At 31.3% G+C, this 24,081-nt stretch carries 19 protein-coding genes; all 19 read left to right on the top strand.

The genetic code is table 11. From position 1 onward, the window contains the following. Positions 1-56 precede the first annotated feature (56 nt). The 19 genes from NR125_RS25780 (at position 57) to glmS (ending at position 24,061) form a co-directional block, all read left to right on the top strand. On the top strand, positions 57-1,613 hold the full coding sequence (locus tag NR125_RS25780) for a hypothetical protein (RefSeq protein ID WP_256816425.1): 1,557 nt from the start codon (positions 57-59) through the stop codon (positions 1,611-1,613). Between the two features lie 1,783 nt (positions 1,614-3,396). Beyond that, a complete protein-coding gene (locus NR125_RS25775) occupies positions 3,397-5,166 on the top strand; it encodes an ABC transporter ATP-binding protein (RefSeq protein ID WP_256816424.1) in 1,770 nt (589 codons plus the stop codon). Beyond that, complete coding sequence (locus NR125_RS25770; protein ID WP_071160025.1) at positions 5,163-6,890, top strand: ABC transporter ATP-binding protein; 1,728 nt, start codon at positions 5,163-5,165, stop codon at positions 6,888-6,890. The genes NR125_RS25775 and NR125_RS25770 overlap by 4 nt, the downstream gene beginning before the upstream one ends. A 295-nt stretch (positions 6,891-7,185) precedes the next feature. Continuing rightward, positions 7,186-8,322 carry a glycosyltransferase family 2 protein gene (locus tag NR125_RS25765; RefSeq protein WP_071160027.1) on the top strand — a complete coding sequence of 379 codons (1,137 nt, stop codon included), beginning with the start codon at positions 7,186-7,188 and terminating at the stop codon, positions 8,320-8,322. 31 nt (positions 8,323-8,353) lie between these two features. Then, entirely contained in the window at positions 8,354-8,986 is a 633-nt protein-coding gene (locus NR125_RS25760) for a dTMP kinase (RefSeq protein WP_071160029.1), read from the top strand. A 35-nt stretch (positions 8,987-9,021) separates the two neighbouring features. Beyond that, a complete protein-coding gene (locus tag NR125_RS25755) occupies positions 9,022-9,657 on the top strand; it encodes a dTMP kinase (protein ID WP_071160032.1) in 636 nt (211 codons plus the stop codon). Positions 9,658-9,683: 26 nt separating this feature from the next. Next, the gene (locus tag NR125_RS25750; protein WP_071160034.1) at positions 9,684-10,850 is read left to right on the top strand and encodes a class I tRNA ligase family protein; all 1,167 of its coding nucleotides are present in this window, start codon (positions 9,684-9,686) and stop codon (positions 10,848-10,850) included. An 18-nt stretch (positions 10,851-10,868) separates the two neighbouring features. After that, positions 10,869-11,816, top strand: coding sequence for a nucleoside-diphosphate kinase (locus tag NR125_RS25745; protein WP_071160036.1), 948 nt, complete (start codon positions 10,869-10,871; stop codon positions 11,814-11,816). A gap of 83 nt (positions 11,817-11,899) precedes the next feature. After that, the gene (locus tag NR125_RS25740) at positions 11,900-12,838 is read left to right on the top strand and encodes an aminotransferase class IV (RefSeq protein WP_071160038.1); all 939 of its coding nucleotides are present in this window, start codon (positions 11,900-11,902) and stop codon (positions 12,836-12,838) included. A gap of 764 nt (positions 12,839-13,602) precedes the next feature. After that, a complete protein-coding gene (locus tag NR125_RS25735; RefSeq protein WP_071160059.1) occupies positions 13,603-14,769 on the top strand; it encodes a cysteine desulfurase family protein in 1,167 nt (388 codons plus the stop codon). A gap of 32 nt (positions 14,770-14,801) precedes the next feature. Continuing rightward, positions 14,802-15,905: a HesA/MoeB/ThiF family protein gene (gene moeB / locus NR125_RS25730; protein ID WP_256816419.1), complete on the top strand. Its 1,104-nt coding sequence runs from the start codon at positions 14,802-14,804 to the stop codon at positions 15,903-15,905. A gap of 34 nt (positions 15,906-15,939) precedes the next feature. After that, positions 15,940-16,182 (top strand): MoaD/ThiS family protein, encoded by a 243-nt coding sequence (locus tag NR125_RS25725; RefSeq protein ID WP_071160042.1) that lies wholly within the window; start codon positions 15,940-15,942, stop codon positions 16,180-16,182. Positions 16,183-16,371: 189 nt separating this feature from the next. Beyond that, positions 16,372-17,016: a phosphoribosyltransferase family protein gene (locus NR125_RS25720; RefSeq protein WP_256816417.1), complete on the top strand. Its 645-nt coding sequence runs from the start codon at positions 16,372-16,374 to the stop codon at positions 17,014-17,016. A gap of 51 nt (positions 17,017-17,067) precedes the next feature. Continuing rightward, the gene (locus NR125_RS25715) at positions 17,068-18,033 is read left to right on the top strand and encodes a phosphotriesterase family protein (RefSeq protein ID WP_071160046.1); all 966 of its coding nucleotides are present in this window, start codon (positions 17,068-17,070) and stop codon (positions 18,031-18,033) included. Positions 18,034-18,118: 85 nt separating this feature from the next. Beyond that, positions 18,119-19,231 carry a DegT/DnrJ/EryC1/StrS family aminotransferase gene (locus NR125_RS25710; protein ID WP_071160048.1) on the top strand — a complete coding sequence of 371 codons (1,113 nt, stop codon included), beginning with the start codon at positions 18,119-18,121 and terminating at the stop codon, positions 19,229-19,231. A gap of 13 nt (positions 19,232-19,244) precedes the next feature. Continuing rightward, positions 19,245-20,183, top strand: coding sequence for an NAD-dependent epimerase/dehydratase family protein (locus NR125_RS25705; RefSeq protein WP_071160051.1), 939 nt, complete (start codon positions 19,245-19,247; stop codon positions 20,181-20,183). A 42-nt stretch (positions 20,184-20,225) separates the two neighbouring features. Continuing rightward, positions 20,226-20,891, top strand: coding sequence for a PIG-L deacetylase family protein (locus NR125_RS25700; protein ID WP_071160053.1), 666 nt, complete (start codon positions 20,226-20,228; stop codon positions 20,889-20,891). 95 nt (positions 20,892-20,986) lie between these two features. Beyond that, positions 20,987-21,988, top strand: coding sequence for a UDP-glucose 4-epimerase GalE (gene galE / locus NR125_RS25695; protein ID WP_071160055.1), 1,002 nt, complete (start codon positions 20,987-20,989; stop codon positions 21,986-21,988). A 273-nt stretch (positions 21,989-22,261) separates the two neighbouring features. After that, positions 22,262-24,061 carry a glutamine--fructose-6-phosphate transaminase (isomerizing) gene (glmS, locus tag NR125_RS25690; RefSeq protein WP_071160057.1) on the top strand — a complete coding sequence of 600 codons (1,800 nt, stop codon included), beginning with the start codon at positions 22,262-22,264 and terminating at the stop codon, positions 24,059-24,061. Positions 24,062-24,081: the final 20 nt, after the last annotated feature.

The following is a 24,081-nucleotide window of genomic DNA, read 5'->3' as shown; positions in this document are numbered from 1 at the left end:
CAGAAGTGTAAAAATAAAACGAGCAAAAAGTGTAAAATTCAACTTGACGTCTACACTTGGGCCTTCAAGAGATTACTGATATATTTAAAAGTATTTGTTCGTCATTTAACAATTCCGCTCTATTTGAACTTCTTGTTGCATGTGAAATAAATGGTGAGAATCAACTTTTCCATGTGACTCCAAATAAATACGAAATAGTTAATTCTAAAAGTATTGGAAGTGGATCGAGTATTCCTCAGCTAACTTCCACATTGAGCAATTTTACATTGGGCTTTGATTTTAACGAGGATGACTCGAGGGCTATCTTAAGTAAAATGGTAGCATTTTTACAGGTGATAATATTTAAAAACGGTTTCTTGGATTATGGAGTGGGAGGAACTGTATGTGGTGCTTGTTTGGAAAAAGAAGTAATTTGGAATGACGATATCTTATATTTCTTTTACGCTGCAAATGTTGTTGATAAAAATACTTTAAACGTATTTATTAGAGATGAATTTGTATTGACCGGCTCTGATTTTACTGATGTAAATAAACTCTTTGCAACTCTACTGCCGACTAAAAACAAATCTATTGATGGGACCTTTATTAGAAAGGTAAATAAGATAATTTCTACAGGTAGACCAAGATACATTGTATTTTACAGTAAAGTTTATAATTGTATGTACTTTTGTGATTTAAAAAATGAGCTTCAGACTAATATCGTTAGAATCTATTATAAAAGAGGTAGACCAACAAATATAGAGTTATTGATAAACCCCAATTTTTCTAGAGATATTTGTTCAAGGGAATCTATAGAGAGAATTAATATACCAGTTTTTTATGTCGATGTGAAAAAGGCTCCACCATTAAGTAGAGAGGAGGCTCTTGGATATATAAATAATTTAGACGATGTACATGATAAAGATAAAATATACGATATTGACTTAAATGAATATAAAATAGTGATTTGTAACAGAATTGATATAGACCCTATTTATTTGAATAAATTGAGTAAATTAGTATTAATTGATTTTGAGTTTTTATTTAAATCTTTTAAGAAAAGATACTTTCATTTTATTGATTTGAATTTAGATATTAGTAACATTTATGTTTTAGATGCTTTAAATAAATATATATATGCACTCAATAATGAAAATATAGACAATAACTTTCTTATTTTCTATAGTAATGAGAATTCGTATAAATTTAACAATATTGATTTATTGAAGTTATTTAGAGCACAAATAACTAATGCTTCTTGGTACAACTTTGATCGGAAAAATTATGCGTTAAATGTTTATTCAAATACGTGTAAGTTATTGCAGGATTACTATTTGAATGAGGATTACTTTGGTTTAAATAAATTAATCCTTGTAATGGACAATAAGGAGTTAAATGAAATTCTTTCTCTGATGCCTGCTTATAATTGGGATCCTATGGAGGCGGATATCATTTTGATTAAAAGTCATAAATTGGAAACTAAAATTAAAGAACCAATTACCTACTATATTATAGATCAGATTATTGATGAAATGTTTAATATATCACCTTATAATTCAAGTTTGTGGGATTCCTACAAAGGTACTGATTATGAACAAATAATAAAGAATCAAATATTAGATGAAATTAATTAAGAACGCTGTATGTCTATTTGTTTTAAAAAATATATTTTTTAATTTCTACCTCGTAAATTATGATATGTGAGGAGTGATATGGGTATTTGAGGTTAGTAAGTTATATAGTTTTGATATAACTGGCCTACACTCTTTAGATAGGTATGGCGAAGGAGCGAGAGGGCGGTTGACCCGTTGAGACCTGGAAGGGACAGTCTCCAGGGGCAGTGTGGAGAAGCAAATCATATGGTAAAATACGCTGTATAACCCTACTCCTATTATTTAACAAAACCTTCAGAAAGCTAAATGTCCAGAGTCTAATCCTTACCATCAAATAAATATATTCCTAGTGGGATGAAACCCTATGATTCGTGAAAGGGTATCGCCAATATAAATCAGATTCGGTAATTTGTGCTTGATGCCCTTTCTTTTCTCAAGCACAGAGTTAAGCACATCAAAAACTGATTCAACGTTATGTGTTGGAGGGACATGTGGAAAAGGAAGATCATCACTTTCTCTTCCATCAAGACGTCAAAATGAACGATCTATGAGAAACTCAAAGAAACAATTGAACGCATTCATAGATGCAGAAGAAAAGATGGCATGCGTTGGACAACCATCAGGGACTTAAAAAATTGTCGATGCAGGCGATGCTTACTTTCGCTGCCTAGAGTGAGAAAATAATGGGCCAACTAGACTTGGTAAGGCTCAAAAATACCCTAAACGATAACCCCTGAGAAGCCAACAATACTTTATAATTGTTTCAAATGCAATAAAAAAGTCAAAAAAGCGGTTCGGAATGAGAATATTCCGAACCGCTTTTTGTCTACAAAATTAAGTTACCAAAAATTTGTTTACTTGCTACTTGGATAAGTAAATTGGCATTTGTTCTGATGTTTTTAAATACACTCGTGAAATGATTGCTCAGAGCCTGCTCTAATAAGGTGTTTGTAAGAGATCACGATGCACATCTACCTCGTTTTGATTGTTTCAAATCCGATTGTCACTTTTTCCTTTAAATACCACAATACCATGCTTTCAGAAGATCAATCTATTATAAAAAAGTACGGATAAAGAATACCTGATAATAAAGAAAACTTCGTTTTACAAGAAGGACAAAATCATCTGTAAATTGGAGTCCCCGTTATTACTTTTCTTATAATGATAAAAGAGAGTAACAACCATGTTAATATAATTTACAATTACAGGTAGTGCACCTCTTCTTTCGTCCAGAAGGTACATCTTGGTATCTTCATGAATAACCCGTGAACCGACTTGCATAGATATTTGTGGTAATTTTGTTTTTAGTTGATTCGGCCTCAATAAAAAGGAAATCCCTTTGGGGCTTTGCTTTTATTCTCCTTCCTCCAGGTAAGATGTATACATTTCCACTCATTTGACTACAAAATATAAACAAAAAACCTTTATTGAAAATGGCAGCGAATAGAATATATTTTAACCTTCCTAAAAAATGTACCTCAATATTTAACTTTAGTAATCCTTATCTCGAACAATCTAACGAATTCTAAGGGATCTTAGGCAATAAAAAAGAATAATTTTTCTTACATATAAAAACTAGTTATGCTTTTAATAGAAGGGATTTTTCTGGAAATGATCGAAGTTAACTAAGAATAAGAATTACTAAATGGAGAACCTTATGGTAGTTAAAAATAAGGTCTGTTAATAAATTTTTATAATAGCCATATAAATTATTAATAATTAATTTATACAATTGGAGTTGATTTTTGCGAGGTGGAATATTGAGCATATTCTAACAAATAAATGTAAAGAAAGGTGAGTAAATGTGAAGTATTTTGAAAAGAAGGAAGAGGGTTTATTTAAAATTTATATTTGGGCACTATCCTTTTATAAACCTTACATGGGAAGAACTGTTTTGTTAATCCTTTTTGGATTCTTAATTTCCATTAGTGAATTAATGGTTCCGAAGTTGTTTGAATATTTTATTGATAATGTATTGCAAAATCGAAATGAAATGTTATTTTTATATATCCTAATTGTGTTTTTCTTTATCCTCTTGATTAAACTATTTTCTACAGCTTCATTGGAGTATGTACAAAGATATGTACAAGAAAACATTTCGAGAGATATACAATGGAGTCTCATAAAAAAACTTCGTACTTTGGGTATAGAGTTTACTGAGAATCAACCAACTGGAAGGACGTTATCCTTATTAAATACAGAAGTTGCCGCATTGCAAAATTTGTATAGAAACTATTTTCCTGAGATGGTACAAACAACTATTTTTGTAGTGTTTGCCATATTATTAATGATCAATATAAGCATCACCTTGAGTATTTGTGTTATTCCTTGTTTCGCACTTTATTATTTAGCTGGCCCTAGAATAGAACGAAAAGCCTCTAAAATAGCAAAAAAATTGTCTGATAGCACTGTATATTTAGGGCAATATTATTATGAGACTGTTTCATCCATTAGAGAATTAGTAGCCTACAATGGATTTATGTGGAATACGGAGAGAGTTTTGGGAGAAGTGAAAAAAAATGTTAACTTGTACTCTTCAAGATATTTATATGCATATTTGAGAGGTGCGGTTAGAAGGTTGACTTACTATTTGGGGGCTGTAATTCTATTTATATATGGAAGCTACCTAATAAAACAAGGAAGTATATCTACAGGGGAATATGTATCTTTTATATTATTATACTTTAGTACTATGAATAAATTAACTTATGTCATCACATTATTAACCGAACAAAAATTACTCATGTTTCAAGCAAAAAAGATATATAACTTTTATTCCCTTTCACCACGTATAAAAGAGGATAAAGACCCAATCTCATTTATGTCAACTAAAGGAGGGGTTAATATTAAAAATGTTTCATTCTCCTATCAATCCTCCCACCCTATACTAAATAACATAAATTTAAGAATTAATCCTGGAGAAAAGATTGCGTTAGTAGGTGAGTCCGGTTGTGGAAAAAGCACGTTAGCAAAACTTATTGGTCGTTTTTATGATGTAGAAGATGGAAAAATTACCATAGATGGAGTTGATATAAAAAAATTAAGTTTTGATACACTACGGAGATCTATTGGATTCTCCTTTCAAAGTGTATATCTATTTGGATCTTCAATTAGGGAGAACATTATGTTTGTTAATCCCACAGCATCTGAAGAAGAAATGATTCAAGCATCAAAGGCAGCTCACTTACACGATTTTATAGTTACTCTGCCCAATGGATATGACACATTTGTAGGTGAAAAGGGGACTAGATTGTCTGGTGGGCAAAGGCAGCGGCTTGGCCTTGCTCGCTTATTTCTTATGAATCCATCTATCGTTATATTAGACGAACCGACTTCAGCACTGGATAATATCTCTGAGAAGTTAATTCAAGGTTCCTTGGAACAGTTTCTAAAAAACAAAACGACAATTACAATAGCTCACCGATTAAGTACTATTCGAAATTATGACCAAATAGTAGTAATAAGTAAAGGAATCATAAAAGAACGTGGTACCCACTGCGAGTTGATGGCCAAAGATGGAATATATAGAAATATGGTAGAAAATATGGAAGAAGTAAAGGTAAAGGCCTTATGAAAAATATAAAGTGGATATGGTTATATATAAAAAATCAAAAATTTCTTTACTTTTCTTGTATATTACTTTTAGTTATAGAGAGTGTAGTAGAAATATTCTCTATAAAGATGCAACAATACATAATTGACGAAGTAATAATGTCGGGTGAATATGATAAATTATGGATATATATTCCGATTATCTCTTTATTATATCTAGTTTTCACAGTATTGTTTGTAGTAAATCCTTATATTCAAAGTAAGATTCATGGAAGGATAAAATATCAATTAAAGAAAAAAGCCTTATCGCATTTTTACAAAATTCCTTTAAAAAAAATGCAACAAGAACGTGATGCAAAGTATGTACATTATTTTTCAAACGAAATACCTATTGTTGCTAGACTGATAGGAGAGGATATTGCAGATATAGTAAAATACGGTTTTAACACTTTGTTGATATTTGTTTTAATCGTATATTCTGCTCCTAGTATACTGATAGGTATCATAATATTTAGTATTATCTATCTTCTTATCGGGCATAAATTTAATAGAAAACAAATAAATTTATGGAAAGAAATTCAAAATAAAAAATCAGAATTTTTAGTTACTCTAGAGGAAGGAATTACTTCTACTCGTGATATTATAGCTGCAAATAGTCATGAATGGGAATCAAAGAGGTTTAATAATAAATATAAGAGCTACTTCCAAAGTATAATGGCGGAAGGAAAGTTAAAAATCCAACAAGTTTATTCAATGGAGTCTCTTACTTTGGGAGGACAATTGTTCGTACTGGGGTATGGGGGTTATTTAGTCTTAAATGATACTATTACTATTGGTACTTTAATTGTCACCTTCCAACTAAGCTCCACTTTAATTGAATCATTGTTAAAACTTTATAATTTAATTTTTACTTTTTCAGGAAAACTTGCATCGGTTGAAAATATTAAAAACTGGCTAGAAGTTCCTGATCTAAAAGGAGGTAATAAAAAATTTAACGAACCAATAGAACAACTATCATTGGAAAACATCAACTTCCGTCATATTGGAAGTGATGATTATGTTTTAAGGAACTTATCAATGAATATTCCTATTGGGAAAAAAGTTGCCATAGTAGGGCCAAGTGGTAGTGGGAAATCAACTATAGCTTCATTATTAACGAAGTTTATCGATGCTGAAACAGGTATAGTCAAGGTAAATGGGCGTAATTTACACAATATTCCTGATACTGATTGGAGAATGAAAACGAGTGTGGTATTTCAGGATGGTTACATCTTTCCCGGATCAATAAAGGATAATCTATTATTGGGATATTGTATTAGTGAAGAGAAATTAAAAGAGTTCTGTGAGCTAATGCAAATACAAAGATTGATTGATAAGCTACCCAATAATTTAGAAAGTAAAATCGGTGAACGTGGTGTAACAATATCTGGAGGCGAGAAACAAAGGTTGTCACTTGTTAGGGCTATACTAAGAGATCCAGAAATATTGATTCTTGATGAATCAACCTCAGCTTTAGATATTTATACTGAGAAAAAAATACAAGAAAACATTGATAAAATCAGAGAGGGAAAAACAACTATTATAATTGCCCATAGACTTTCTACAATTAAGAATGCTGATGTAATTTATGTAATTAATAACGGTGAATTATGCGAAATAGGCTCCCACTTAGAACTCCTTAAAAATAAATCAATTTATGCAAGTTTAGTTAATAAAGAAATAGAGTTTCTTAGTAAGAAAGCATAGTAATTCATAAAACTAAAAATAAATAATATATCAAAGGATTGAGTTAATAGTAGAAACTCAATCCTTTTAGTTTATATTATTAGGATTTTTAATTAAAAATGAATACCTAATTGTAAGAGACTGCTACAAGTAATACACCTTTTTATATGAAAATTTTACATTTTTTAGGTTTTTTTGTCGGAAAAAAACTATTTTTTTGTAAAAAATAGCATTTTTTGGGTTTTTATGATAAAGTTGTCATAATAACACATATATTTAGAATTATGTGTGAAAATCTAATGGCTAGGTGATGTGAATGAAAGAAGGATTTATCAATAAAAAAGTGACAATTGCAATACCAGCAAAAAATGAAGGGAGAACTATAAGAGATACATTAATAAGTCTCATTAATTTAGATTATCCTATGTCAGATATTGAGATTATTGTCGCAGATAACGGCAGCTCAGATAATACAAAGGATATAATCTTAGAATTCCAAAAGGAATACCCTAATATAGTAAGATATTTAGATGCATCTCATTGTCTAGGTGGGGGAACGACAAGGGAGTTATTATTCGACAATAGTAATGGGGAAATATTTGTATGTACAGATGCAGATATTATTGCTCACCCTGAATGGATTTCTGAGTTAGTAAGACCATTTGAAATGGATTCAAAGATAGGAGCTGTTGGCGGTGAAATACTGTCTAAAGTTGTAGATGAGAATAACCTTGTCGAATTATACTGTGCACAAAGGGATTTACTAAAGGTATCTAAACGAAGGCGAATATTTACAGAAGGCTATATACGGGGTTTTAGGGATCAAGACCCAAGTGATTTGGTAGGATGGTATACGCCTTTTTTTGCAACAGCAAATGTAGCTTACAAGAGAAGTGTGATTGAAAAAGTAGGTAATAAATGGGATGACAATAATGATGATGAACATTTTGGTTTTAAGGTAGCAGCAGCAGGGTATAAACAGTATTTTGTAGCTAGAGCAATTGTATATCATATGCACAGAAATAGTGTAAAAGAGCTTGTAAAACAACTCTATTATTATGGTTATAATCACCCTAAACTATTGAAGCAATTCTCTAAGAATAAGTTTGAAATTCTTTTAGGAATGGATAGGCATGAAAAGAATTATATTAAAGTGCCTTTTCTAATGCCCGCTGTAATATTCATTGGATGGTTTAATTCAATGATACTTAGCACACTAGTAACATTATTATCATATTCTAGTTTAATTAATGAGAGTGTTTTTCCATACAGTTTATCACTAGCTATTATTAGTGCAATAGTCTTTTTCTATCCTTGTTTTAAAATTAAACCTCGAAAAATGATTCTATTTTGGATGTACTTAAGGTTAGTAGTTAACTTCTTTTATTTAATCGGTGTAATAAAAGGAAGTTTTAAATTTAGAACAGTTTGTATTGAAGAACCGAATTATTAATATCCGCTAGATTATTAGGAGGATTTTACAATTGATTAATAAGGGGATTTTAATATCGTTTACAGGGATTAATGGTACAGGTAAACGAAGGCAATCAGCATTATTATGCAAGTGGTTTGAAGATAAGGGGTTTACAGCTTTAGAAATGCCTAAGATACCAGCATTTTCTGATATGGTTTTTGATAATATTTCAAAAGATAAAGGTTATCAAGATTCGACAGAATTATTCCCGACAGATGTTGTTCATTTTGCATCAGCCATTGATAGAGTGAGAATTTTTACTCCTTATGCACAGAAAATGGTTGAACAAGGTGCAGTAATGATAATGCCTGAGTATTCTTACTGCAGAATGGCATTAGCTAAATTAGATAGGGTGAAGAATTTAAAGTTATTAAGTGAAGTCTATGATTGGCTTCCAGATGCAGATATCATATTTTATATGGATATACCAAGTGAGCTAGCTATAGAGAGATTAAGAAAAAGTAATATGGTTACAAAGGACTCTTCTTATTTTGAAAATTTAAAATCCTGCTATATGGATTTACCAAAGTATAAAAAATTTATTAAAATAGATGCTTCGAAATCAGAGAAAGAGGTTCAAAACACATTGAGGCAACATGTAATGGAATATTTAAGGAATAAAAACATACTATTACGGCGATAAAATATATTTGTACTTCATTGATGAGGTGATATTTATTGAATAAAAAAGGTATATTAATAGCCATTATCGGGATTGATGGTGGTGGAAAAACTACTCAAGCAAGTTTATTATGTAAATGGCTAAAACAAAATGGAAAAACTGTTTATGATGTACATAATATTCCTGCCTATGCTGATTGGATTTTTGACACTATAGCACAACGAAAAGGGTATCAAAATACAATGGAGCTTTTTTCTCCTACAATAGTAGATTTCGCTGTCGCTATAGATAAAATTAGAGATTTTTCAGTTTATACTGAAAAGCTATCAGAACAGAACTCAATAATAATTTCACAAAGATATACATATTGTAAAGTAGCTTCGGCTATGCAAAATAATGTTCAACATATAGAACTTTTAAATGAAATTTATAACTGGGCTCCTAAACCAGATATGACTTTTTATATGGATTTACCAGTAGAGGTAGGGGTTCAAAGAGTATTAGATCGTGGAGTAGACGAAGAAAACGTTAATGATTTATCTGAATTTAAAAAATACTACGAGAGTCTACCGGACTTTAAGGACTTTATTATTATAGATGCCAATAGATCCGTTGAACAAGTGCAGAAGAGTTTAAGGACGCATGTCAAAGCATTTTTGGACAGTAGGCAATTATCAATAAATGAATATTAATAATACAAATTTTAGGAGGATTGAGGTTGAATATACGATTATTTGATAATTTAAATCAAAAGGACATCTATCTCAAGGATAAAAAACAACCAATAAAAATATATAATTGTGGACCTACGGTATCAGATTATATTCACATTGGACACATAAGAAATGCACTATTACCTGACATTCTATTGCGAATAATTACGGAGCTAGGTTGGGAAGAAGTTATTAGTATCTCAAATGTTACCAATATAAGTAATAAAATACTTCAAAAATCTAAACAAAATAATAATTATTCTTGGAATGATATTGGCAACTTATATATGGTGAAATGGCAAGAAGAACTGGTTAATTTCAATATCGTACTCCCAAATATTATCCTGCCTGATACAAAGCACATAAGTAGTATTATTCAAACAATTGAAAAGTTGTTAAGTATAAATGCAGCATATATTAAAGATTCTTCAGTATTCTATGACTGTAAAAATTTAGAAAACACATTGGAGAAACATGGTTACACCAAAGGGTTAGATGAAAGTTCTTCTGAGTTACTTAAACATATTTTAGCTATTAATGAGGATTTTATCTTATGGGAGTCTGTGAAAGATGATGAGGAGATGGTATGGCAAAGTCCTTGGGGATTAGGTAGACCAGGTAAACACATTCCCTGTTCAACTATTTTAGAAAGTTTTTGTCGAGATGATGACCTTCTAATCCACTGTGGCGGTAATGATTTATATTATCATCACTCATGTGAATTCGCACAAACTATTTCGTGTTCGGATAATAAAAAAGTAGCCAATGCATGGATATATAACTCTATGGTTAATGTTAATGAAAAGAAAATGGGGAAATCATTGGGAAATAGCGTAACAGTTCAAGAAATCCTAAAATCCTTTAGCCCAGAAATAATTAAATGGTACCTTTTATCCACTTCCTTCTCTGAAATTATTAACTTTAAAATCGATGACATAGAGACTGCAGGTAAAGAGTGGGAAGAAATTTTAAAATGTATTACTAATACAAACAATAGTGAACTTTATATTGCTAATGAAACCTTTTATAACTCAATTATTTCAATCTTAGCTGATAACATTAGAGTAAATGATGCACTTATAAGCTTAAAGCACAACATTTTGGAAGGAAAAAAGGATATTCGTATAACAGCAAAATATTTATTAAACATGTTAGGTTTTAGAATCAATTAATCTAGTTAGGGGGATACAATGGATTGGAGATATTTTTCTAAAGACAAATTAAAAAATGATTATTACATTAAAGATCAATACTTTAATTTGTCACAAGAGTTAGGTACTTCTCTAATGGGTTCCACATTTCTTGAGAAAATAAGTAAGTTTGCACTTGTTATGATAAAACCTGAGTCATTTGTATACAATAAATATTTTATAGCTTTGCAAGAAATACAAAGACACGGGTTCAAGCCTGTATATTTTATTCAAAAAAAATTAACTAGAGTAGAATGCTTAGAACTTTGGAGATATCAATGGTCTGCAGCATCGTTATTAAGAACTCTTATAAGTGAAAAGTTGATGTCATATTCAGAATCACTAATTATTATTTATGAAGCTCCAAACAATATTGAAGAGTTTGCATCTACTTATCTATCAAAATTAAAGGGCCCAGCAAATGAGAGTCTAAGGAAAGAATATCATTTAAGATCAATTTTAAAACCTAAAAATAGAATGTTGAACTATATTCATATTTCTGATGAACCAATAGATGTTGTACGTGAAATTGGTGTGCTTTTTGAATGGGATCAACAGATAGGAATTTATAGTGCACTAAATCATTCAAAGAATACATCAAATGATGAACTAATTAAATATATTCAGAGTAACAATGATAATATTAATAAATTTAATTTTAGTAAAGATTCATATGAACTTTTAAAAGAATTTAAAGATGATATTTTGCTCAAATCAGAAAAGTCATTAAATAATAAAGAAGCAATTTCAAATATAATTACTCAAATAGACGCAACACTAAGTAATGAAAGTAAGTTGGATTTTTCTTTCTTTAACAATTTAAAGAAATTAGGCTTATTAAAATGGAATTGGGAATTAATTTTTTTAGCTACTAGTTTCATTAATTATGATTCAAATAAAGAGAAATTAATTTCTTTTGATATAAATAAAAACAGTATAGAGAATTGATTGCTTGTATATAAATCATAAAAATATTTCATAAGTGAATTTTTAAAAAGGGAATCAGAAAAAATACTAGGAGATTGATAATAATGAGGTATGCTTTTTTAAATGACCAGTATATTTATGAATCAAATGCAAATTTATCAATTTTTGATTCTTCAATTACTACAGGAGATATGACTACTGAAGTGGTGCGGACTTTTTTACATAAACCATTTGAAATTGAAAAACATGTAAAACGACTTTTTAATGGATTAAAGGAATTAGATATTAAAATAGATAAATCTGAACAAGAAATTATAAAAATATCAGAAGAACTATTGATGAAAAATATAGAAACTGAGAACGAAAATGTAGAATGGCAACTAATTTATATCGTTTCTAGGGGATTAGAAAAGTTATACAATTTGTTTAATCCTGTTGAAATAAAACCTACTTTAGTGGTCTTGTGCTTTCCATTAAATCATAGATTGTCAACAATGGTTGAAAAATATAAACATGGAGAGCAGTTGATGGTGCCAAGCCAAAGAGCAATTCCACATAATATTTTATCTCCTCAAATAAAGAGTAGAGGTAGAGTTCATTTTAAATTAGCAAAGTTAGAAATAAGATCAAAAAACAAAGCGGCGACCCCCTTATTGTTAAATGAAGAAAACTATATTACTGAGAGTACCGGTTCAAATATTTTTTTAGTTAAGGAAAACAAACTTTACACACCGCCATCATCAAGGGTGCTGCCAGGGATTACAAGAGATTTTATAATCAATCTTGCAAATGAAAACAATATTCCAGTATGTGAAGAAGATATATCTATAAATGATATTAAAGATTTTACCGAAGCATTTACAACGTCTACAGTAATTGGGATTGTTCATGTACAAAAAATTGAAGATCATGTTTTTCTAGATGGAAAATGCGGACCTATAACAGATAGAATTAGGACATTATTCTATAATAAAGTTGGCGTTAACTTTGTTCAGCAAGCATTAGAGTATGCTTCAGTGGGTATTACTAACGTTGTAAAATAGAGAATATTCAAAATATTAAATTTAATTGCGATACCCGGTATTCCGGCAATTAAGTATTCACAAATTATTTAGATTTCTACTTACTACCGTGCTTTCGCTTGGTGGCTTTGTTAAGACACAAGTTCAACCGTTCATCAATTATATCCTTTTGCTGAATTCTATTATTATTATTATTTTCAATCGAAGCATTTTCGTAACATGGGCTACTCTTTCGGATAATACTGGTAACACACTGAATGATGACGATACGTGTAAGTAGGTGGCTGCTGGCTGTTATAGCTCCACTTTCATAAGGTTTCCTGGATTCCATGAAATTAAGAAAGTGCTATGCTAACCTTTTAATTCTGTTATGCTTTTTAACTTTCAGGGAAATACGTCAATTTGGGATAAAACGCTACTTTGGAAAACCTTGAGTTTGGACCTTCTCCGTTTTCGGCATTCTTCTCCTCGAGGTCACAGAGCCGTTTTCCAATTGCTCTAATTTTTGAGATTCTGTCATATTTGGAAGGGAAGCATAACCATCAATGATTCTTTTTCCAATTGAATATGGTAGTTGGATTGATATCCAGATTCCTATCAGTCTGGCCAAATGACTTGTTTGGTTCAACCATTTAGACTGTGCTTCTTTTAAACTTTTCATCAAATGTTTGTCTGCACATTTGGACACCTTATATTATTCATTAAACAACTAATAAAATGTCTACATTTTATTCTAACATCAATACTCTACAAGAAATTTGTCAAGAAAGAGGGCGAGTGTGGTGATGTCTAGTATAACTCAACGGCCAATCTACCTGGATTATCATTCAACAACACCTATTGACCCACGTGTTGTTAGCAAAGTTACTAGTGTTATGAATAATATATTTGGAAATCCTAGTAGCTTAGAACATTTTTATGGAACAGAAGCTCAATCTTTGATAACTGAGGCAAAAAGGCAAGTCTGCAATTTGATAAAATGCACTTCGAGTGAAGTCATTTTTACTTCAGGTGCTACTGAAAGTATTAATTTAGCAATTCAGGGTATAGTTCACCAAGCTAGGAATAGAAGATCAGAAAAAAAGATGGAAATTGTAGTTTCTCCAATAGAACATAGATCTGTACTAGAAACATGTTTCAACCTTGAGAAACATGGCATAGCCAAAATCACAAAATTAAACATAAAACCAGACGGTAATATAGACTATAGTCATCTTAGGACAGTTTGCTCAGCTCAACCTATATTACTTTGTGTAATGGCTGCAAATCATGAAATTGGAACTATAAATAACATAAATAATATCGGGGAAATAGCAAAGCAGTTTAATGTCCCTTTTTTATGTGACGCAACACAGGCAGTTGGGAAAGTAGATATTGATTTTAATAAATCTAATGCAACGTTCTTAGCACTCTCTTCTCATAAATTTTATGGGCCAAAGGGCATAGGTGCACTAGTGATAAGAAAAGGGACAGCAATTAATCCATTATTTTATGGTGGTGGTCAGCAGATGGGTTTACGACCAGGGACACTAAATGTCCCCGGGATAGCTGGATTTGGTGAAGCATGCCGATTAAGAGCATTAGAGATGAACTATGATGAAAAATTAATAAAGAATAAAAGGGACAAACTACAAAACTTATTAATTCAACTAGTTCCAGAAATAATAATCAATGGTGATTTAAGTAATCGTTTGTCTGGTAATCTAAACATATCTATACCGGGATTAAAGAATACGGATTTAATTTTCCTCATTCGTTCTAAGATTGCAATTTCGACTTCTTCCGCATGTTCGTCAGGTAAAGAATCATCACACGTCTTAAAGGCTTTAGGGTTATCAGAAGACATAATAAAATCGTCTTTGCGAATCGGGATAGGCAAATTTACAACTGAAAAAGATATAGATCGCTCTGCGAAAATTTTAGCTGATTCTATCAATATTTTAAAGAGATAACTTAAAATGAGGTGATTTAATAATTGTACAAAATGGATAGCTTTGAAAGGTATAGTAGGCAGATCATATTATCTAATATTGGAATTGAAGGTCAAGAAAAACTTCAAAAATCTAGGGTTTTAGTAATTGGTGCTGGTGGTCTTGCAGCTACCGCACTCGCATACCTTGCTTCTGCAGGTGTCGGTACAATTGGAATAGTGGATGGCGATCGTGTTGAGTTAAGTAATTTACAACGACAAATTATCCATTTTGAGTCTGATTTAGGTAAACTAAAAACAAAATCTGCATCCGACTATATAAAACAATTAAATTCTCAGGTTTATATCAAAGAATACCCTGTTTTTCTAACAAATGAAAATGCAGAACTTATTATATCTCAATATGATGTCATTATTAATGGTACTGATAATTTTCCTACAAGGTATTTAGTAAATGATTACTGTGTTCTATTAGGAAAACCTTTGGTTGATGCCTCAATAGTAAAGTATGAAGGACAAGCGTCAGTATACCTACCAGATAAGGGGTGTTACCGATGTTTATACCCTATAGCCCCATCTGATAAACTTATACCAAATTGTTCTGAAGTTGGTGTTCTAGGTCCAATAGCTGGAATTTTTGGTTCTGTACAAGCTATGGAAACAATAAAGATATTGCTTGGAATGGAAAATCTGACAATATCTGACCGACTAATCATATTTGATTTACTAAACGGAAATATTCGAACTATAAAATGGAAAAAAAATAAAGCCTGCCCTATTTGTGGAGATAATCCTTCCATAACCAAAATAAATTCTGATTATAATATTTATTGTAAAACTGAAGTTGCTCAACAAAATATTGAAGATTGGAGTATTGATCTAGCTCACCTCAAATCAATTAAGCCTGCTCCAAGGGTATTAGACTTAAGAAATTCGGAAGATGCAAAAAAACTGTTCCTATCCAATTCTAGTATAGTTTCTTATGATGATGTCTTGTCTGCTTATGATTCTTGGGATAGAGACCTTCCAATAGTTTTTGTTTGTGACATTGGCTTAAGAAGTAGTTCGCTAACAGAGCTACTAAGGATGAATGGGTTCAAAAATGTATTTAATTTAAGGGGGGGAATTATTAAATATAGCTCTGAATTATATCAATAGAATTTCAAGAAGAATATAAAGGAGGGAACGAAGTATGCAGATAAAAACTATTTATTATGGTATTTTTCAAGAAAAAGCTCAAAAAAATGAAGAAATTATAGAAACAGAATGTGAAAATGTTATTGAGCTATATCAAGAATTGAAACAAAAGTATGACTTTGATTTAAATGTAAATGAAGTTTTAGTTGCAATAAATGACCAATATCTAAATGACCTTCACTACAAATTAAGTAATGATGATTTAGTTGTATTTCTACATCCAATGTCAGGTGGTTGATTCTTTTTATAAACAAGAAATTTTTATGAGTACCTCCATTAACATTTTTAACAAATTATAGTGAATCAAATCATTTTTTCAATAGCTCTGATAGTTAGCAAAATGCATTTATTTATTGATTGCTAAATTCCTATATTATTAAAGCTCTTGAAAAAGCATTTCACATTATATTGCATACCAGGAGGAAATATGTTTAAAGCGTTCTTTAAGAATAGGCAGCATGCAGGGGAGTTACTATTTAGAAAAATAAATAAATTAGCTGATGAGAAATTAATGGTGGTAGCTATCCCGAATGGTGGAGTGGAAGTTGTGAAACCAATTTACAAAAATCTCAAAAATAGTACTTTTCATCTTGTAATATCAAAAAAAATACCATTAATTGGTGCGCCGTATATTGGAATAGGCTCCATCTCCAATAATTTTGAAGAAGTTAATCATATAAGAATAGATACTTTAAAATTATCGCAAAAAATCATTAGTCAGTCTAGGTCTATAACAAAGAGAATAATAGATCATAAAGAGGAATTTTTTTCTTCCCATCTCCTTCCTAATAACAGTTTGTATGACAAAGATGTATTGCTTATTGATGATGGAATTGCCTCAGGCTTCACAATAGTAGCAGCAATAAAGGAGATAAAAAAGCTATCACCTAGAAGAATAATTGTCGCTGCACCAATAATCTATGCACCTACAAAAAAGATTATAAATAGTATGGTTTCTGACCTTTTTTATGTAGAAGCCTCAAATGATAAAAAGTTTGTAGTGGATAAATTTTATGAAGATTTTGATAAAGTACCTGATGAAAGGGTATTAAATATTATAAATGAAATGTAAATTAGGTTCTCTACAACATTATTGAAAAATTAAAAGAAGGAGACCTTATGTATGAAAACAGGCATAGTACGTACTATCTTAGGAGATGTACCTGCCAACAACTTGGGCATTGTTTATGGACACGAGCATCTAATTATACAAGGTGGACTTGAGACACTGAAAAAAAGATCGTTATTAATAAATGATCTTGATAAGGCAATAGAAGAGATAGAAGAGTGTAAACAATTTGGGGCATCATCCTTTGTCGATTATATGCCACTTGACTGTGGAAGAAACCCTATAGCTCTCCTTGAAATTTCTAAAAGAACAAAAACACATATCATAGCTACAACAGGATTTCATAAACCTAAATTTTATGATAACATTCATTGGATTTATGATTATTCTATAGATCAATTAATTGAATTATTAATATTGGAATGTACAAAAGGGATGGATCGGTATAGTTATAGCGGACCAATAACTGAACGTTTATCTTCAAAAGCAGGTTTATTAAAATGTGCTTCAGAGTACAATAATATATCTGAAACTTCAAAAAAAATCTTTGAAGCAGTAGCTCTAGCGCACCTTGAGACTGGGGTACCAATAGGTACACATACAGAACTAGGAACTTGTAGTCTGCAGCAAGTTGAACTCTTACAAAGCTATGGTGTAAAAACAGAAAATATAATCATATGTCATATGGATCATAATCCGGATATAATCTTACATCAAGAGCTTGCAAGTACGGGGTGTTTTATCGAATACGACAATGCATTTCTATTAAATTTCCAAACTGATAATAGGTTTATCAGTCTATTAGAAACAATGGTAGATTCAAATTATGATAAACAGATTATATTAGGAACAGATCTAGCATACCGTACACAAAGAAATTCATATGGAGGAAGCCCTGGAATGGTGAGTCTTCTTAAAGATTTTATTCCTAAATTAAGGGAAATTGGGTTGCCAGGTAATATTGTGAATAACTTCATAACTAAAAATCCCCAAAAAGCATATTCTCTTAGTACTGAATAAAGTATAAAGGATTGAAGTAAATAGATCCAAACTTATGTAGTTTACCTAAAAGATTACAGAAAATAAAATAAGCAGGTGAAGGGTAATGGTAATAAATCCAACTAAAGTACACATACCAGACGAAGATCAAGAAAATATAATAAAAAAAATGAAGGAAATTCTTAACTCTGGCCAACTAACACTTGGCCCTTATACAAAAGAGTTTGAAAACAAAATATCTAATATTACATCGGACCAATATGTAACAGCTGTATCTAGTGGGACATCAGCTCTTGAAATAGTTGCTCTTACTTTTAATCTTAAAGATAAAGAAGTAATTATTCCCTCAAATACTTTTGTTGCAACTGCTACTCCTTTTTTAAGAGTGGGGTCTAAAATTAGATTTGCAGATTGTGATCCCTTCTATGGCTCCATTACTTTAGAAGAAGTTAAAAGGTTACATACTAAAGATACAAGAGCAGTAGTAATTGTACATATTGGAGGAATTATAGCACCCGATAGTTTATTAATAAAAAAGTATTGCGAAGATAATGACCTAATTTTAATAGAAGATGCAGCACATGCTCTTGGGTCTAGCATTTTAGGAAAGCCCGCAGGAACTTTAGGTGAAGTAGGAACATTTTCATTTTATCCTACTAAAATTGTTACGAGTGGCGAAGGTGGAGCTATTACAACTAAGAATTACAATTTATCTGAAGAGTCTAGAATATACAGGGACCAAGGAAAAGTAGATTTCTATAATAATTACCACACTCACGTAGGCTCAAACTGGAGATTAAGTGAATTACATGCTATATTAGGAATTTTTCAATTAGACAGAATAAACGAATTTATTGAGAGAAGATCAAAAGTTGTTAAAGCATATTTGGATCAAATAAAAAGTGAAAAAATAAAAATTGTTACACCACCACCAGGTTCAGAATCAAATTGGTATAAAGTAATGGCAATTGTTGAAAATGGGATAAGTAGAGATGAACTTAAAGTTAAACTTTCACAAGAAGGTGTTAAATGTGGAGGTGAAGTATACACTGCTCCCTGTCATACTCAGCCTATTTTCAAAAACACAACAAAATCATCTTTTCCAAATTCGGAATATTTTTCGAATCAACACTTGTGTTTACCAGTTTCAGTGGTTATGAGTGATGATGAACTCTCTTATGTATGTGAAAAACTTAATAATCGATTAGCTCTAATATAAAGGGGATAGACAAATGAAAAAATTAAAGATCGGAGTAACAGGTGGTTCTGGTTTTGTAGGTTCTCATTTAGTTGATGAACTTATTGAATTGAATTATGAGGTAGTGATTTTAGATGTTGTTCAACCAACTCGGATGGATGTTGAATATAGATTTACTGATATTTTAAATTCAGAAATGTGTATACACACTACAAAAGATTTAGATGTTATTTTTCATCTTGCAGCTATATCAGATGTAAATTATGCAATTAAAAATAAACTTACGACAACTTCTATCAATATACAAGGAACAGCAAATATTCTTAATGCTTGTGATATTAATAATATATCTAGAATAATCTATGCCAGTACAGAATGGGTTTATAATTGTTTGGAAAAAGAGGGCGAAATTGTCATTGCAGATGAACAATCTATATTAAATGTCTCCAGAATGGAGCATATTTATACAAAAACAAAATACACAGGTGAGATATTATGTGAATCATTTGCAGCTTCATCTGATCTTAATTTTACGATTATGCGATTTGGAATACCATATGGTCCGAGAGGAAGGAATGGAACAGTATTTACTAATTTTTTGAATAACCTAATAAATAATAAACCTATAAATATACATGGTGATGGCAATCAATTTAGAAATTTTATTTATATAAAAGATTTAGTTAATGGTTGTATCTCAACGCTAAATGAGAAAGCGAAAAACCAAATATATAATATATCAGGTATAAAACCGATTACTATTAAAGAAGTAGCAGAAGCTGTTCAAAAATGTACCAACAAGCATATTGATATAAATTATTCAAGTGGTCGTAAGCAAGATTTTGGCGGAATAATTGCATCTAATAACAAAATCAAAAAAGAGTTAGGTTGGCATCCTTCTAAAGATTTAGAAACAGGGGTGTTAGAAACATATGAATATTTATTAGCCACCAGAGGACAATTAGTAAAATAAGATAGCTTTATTAGTACTATGCCGGATTTTAGGAGGGAAAATATGAGAAATGTTTTAGTAATTGCTGCACATGCAGATGACGAAGTTTTGGGAGTGGGAGGAACTATTGCTTTACACTCTGCGCGTGGTGACAACGTATATTTATTAAGTCTTTGTGATAGGTCTATGAACCATAAAAGGTCTGAAATAGAAGTTAATAGATTAAGGAAATCAGTATTAAAAGTATGTCGTATTCTCGGAATAAAAGAAGTAATATTTGGAGGTCTAGAGGACGAGAAATTAGAATTATTATCAGCTATTGACCAAATAGAAAAAGCTATTGGTCAGTTTAAACCAAATATTATATATACACATAGTGACATTGATACTAATCAAGATCATCGTGTTACTTTACATGCAACTGCTATAAGTACACGAACATATTCAGAAAATTTTGTAGATAAAGTTTATACATATGAAGTACTTTCTTCCAGTGAGCAAGGAGCATTTTATACAAGGAGATTTAATCCTAATGTCTACGTTGAAATCTCTGATGTAATTGAAAAAAAGTGTGAGGCAATTTCGGTATATGAAAAAGAAGTATCCGCTTTTCCATACCCTCGTTCACTTGATGGAATAGATGCACTTGCTAAAGTAAGAGGGATGGAAATAGGTGTCCCTTACGCTGAAGCTTTTGAATTAGTAAGAGAACGTATTAAATTATTATAGGAAAGAGGCTAAATATTGAATCTCCAACAGGTTGTATATCAAAAGAATAATTAGGGTCTAATAAGTTAAGCGTAATTATTTTAAGGGGTGCCTAAATGGAAGTTTTAGTAACTGGTGGAGCTGGTTATATTGGAAGCCACACTTGTGTGGAATTATTAAATAGAGGATATGATGTTGTTGTTGTTGATAACTTTTCAAATAGTCAAAATGAATCTTTAAATAGAGTTCAGGAAATTACTGGCCGATCTTTTAAGATATATAATGTTGATTTGCTAAATCGTGAAGGGTTAGAAGAGGTATTCCATAAAAATAGTATTGAAGCAGTTATACATTTTGCAGGGTTTAAATCTGTAAATAGTTCTATAAAGAAACCTCTAAGCTATTATCATAATAATGTAACAGGTTCTATTATACTTTTTGAAACGATGATAAAATTCAATGTTAAAAAAATTGTATTCAGTTCATCTGCTACAGTATATGGCCTGCCGAAAATAGTTCCAATTACTGAAGAAGCTCCTCTCAGAGCTACCAATCCTTATGGTAGAACTAAGATTATAATAGAAGAAATGTTAAAAGATTTATATGCTGCTGATAGTAATTGGAGCATTGTAATTTTAAGGTATTTCAACCCAGTTGGAGCTCATAAAAGTGGCAATTTAGGAGAGCATCCTAATAAAAAGCCTAGTAACTTAATGCCTTATATATCTCGAGTTGCCTTAAATAAATTTGACAAATTGTTGATATATGGAAACGATTATCCTACTAAGGATGGTACTGGAATAAGAGATTATATACACATAAATGATTTATCAATAGGACATTTAAAGGCACTTGAAAAAATTGAAACACAAAACGGTGTATCGATTTATAACTTGGGGACAGGTAAAGGTTATTCAGTACTTGACATTATTAAAGAGTTTGAGAGAAGTAGCGGAAAAAAAATACCCTTCAAATTTACTAAACGTAGACCAGGTGATATTCCAATATGCTATGCAAGTGTGGAAAAAGCATCCCAAGAACTTAATTGGATAGCTAACAAAGACATAAAAAGCATATGTGAAGATGAATGGAGATGGCAAGTAAATATTTCAAATTAGTGAAATATCTATCTATTAATTGCTAAATAATTATTCGATGAAAGTTATAACATGTGTAATCACAAATTACATTGATTCTTAGAAAACATGAAAAAATTATTTTGAATTAATTAATCCTAACAAGGTTTGGGATAGACTCATTTATTTAAGACGGTCTGATTAGTGAAATATCGAGAAAATTAATTTGAAAAATCAAATAATAAAGAAAATTATTATGTTAGGTGTACGAATATCACAATTAGACTATTTGGTACCTATCAAGGAGGATATAGTATGTGCGGTATTGTAGGTTATATTGGCAACCAAGATGCAAAAGAAGTTCTATTGCAGGGATTAGAAAAACTTGAATATCGTGGGTATGATTCAGCAGGCTTAGCAGTCATTAATCAAGGAGATGTACAAATTTTTAAGGAAAAGGGGAGAATTGCTGATCTGCGCAGAGTTGTTAATCAAAAGATTTTAAGTTGTATAGGTATTGGACATACACGTTGGGCGACACATGGAAAGCCAAGCACTAAGAATGCTCACCCTCATCAGTGTAATATTGGTAGATTTACAATTGTACACAATGGAGTTATTGAAAACTATGAACAACTGAAGCATAGATATCTTTCAGAAGTACACTTAAAAAGTGACACTGATACGGAGATTATCGTTCAAATGATTAGTGAATTTTCAAAATACACTGACACGGAGGAGGCTTTTATTAAAACGCTAGAACTGTTAAAGGGATCTTATGCAATTGCATTACTTGACAAAGAGGACGAAGAAACTATCTATGTAGCAAAGAATAAAAGTCCTCTTCTAATTGGTATTGGTGATACGTTCAATGTCATTGCATCTGATGCTATGGCAACGATTCAACTTACCGACCAATACGTTGAAATAATGGATGAAGAAGTTGTCATACTAAAAAGAGACAAAGTAATTATCAAAAGACTGAATGGAGAAATAATTAAACGGGATTCCTATAGAGCAGAATTAGATACTAAGGACATTGATAAGGGTACGTATCCCCATTTCATGCTCAAGGAAATTGAAGAACAACCTTTTGTACTCCGTAATATCATTCAAAAATATATGGATGAGAATGGAGAACTAACCATAGATAAGAACATTTTAAATAGTATGAACGATACTGATCGGATATATATCATTGCTGCAGGCAGTTCATATCATGCGGGTCTAATAGGTAAGCAATATATAGAGAAAGTATCTAAAGTACAAGTGGAAGTCCATATTTCTAGTGAATTTGCATATAATACCCCATTATTGTCAGAGAGACCATTCTTTATATTTATCTCTCAAAGTGGGGAAACAGCAGATAGCCGTTCCGTGCTCGTCAACATAAAAAAACTGGGATATCCCTCCCTGACCATTACTAATGTTCCTGGATCAACTTTATCTCGTGAATGCGACTACACCTTGCTCTTACATGCTGGTCCTGAAATTGCAGTGGCATCAACAAAGGCTTACACGGCTCAAGTTGCTGTACTTGCGATATTAGCTGAAGTAACAGCGAGGTCAAAAAAGATCCAAGTTAATTTCGACCTTATTCAGGAACTTAGTCTTGTTGCAAATACAATGGAAGTTCTCTGTAACTGCAAAGATACATATGTGAATATTGCCCAGAAATTTTTTTCTACAACAAGAAATGCCTTTTTTATCGGACGAGGTATGGATTATTATGTAGGCTTAGAAGGCGCATTAAAATTGAAAGAAATCTCTTATATTCAAGCCGAGGGCTTTGCTGGTGGTGAATTAAAGCATGGGACAATAGCTCTTATTGAGGAAGGCACACCAATAGTTGCACTTTCTACTCAAGAAGGGATCAACTTAAGTATTCGTGGTAATGTCAAAGAAGTTGTAGCACGAGGGGCAAATCCATGCATTATTTCACTGAAAGGACTGGAACAAGACGGTGACACCTTTACAATTCCGGAGGTCCATGAATTTTTAACCCCCATTGTATCTGTTATACCTTTGCAACTAATTTCTTATTATGCAGCATTACATCGAGACTGTGATGTAGACAAACCACGTAATTTGGCCAAATCTGTAACAGTGGAATAATAATTGAATATAGTCTTTAT

Origin of the sequence: Cytobacillus sp. Bac17 (assembly GCF_024519925.1) — a bacterium.
GTDB classification, from domain to species: domain Bacteria; phylum Bacillota; class Bacilli; order Bacillales; family Cytobacillaceae; genus Cytobacillus; species Cytobacillus pseudoceanisediminis.
Note: the sequence above shows the minus strand (reverse complement) of the source record. Positions and strands in the feature narration are given on the sequence as shown.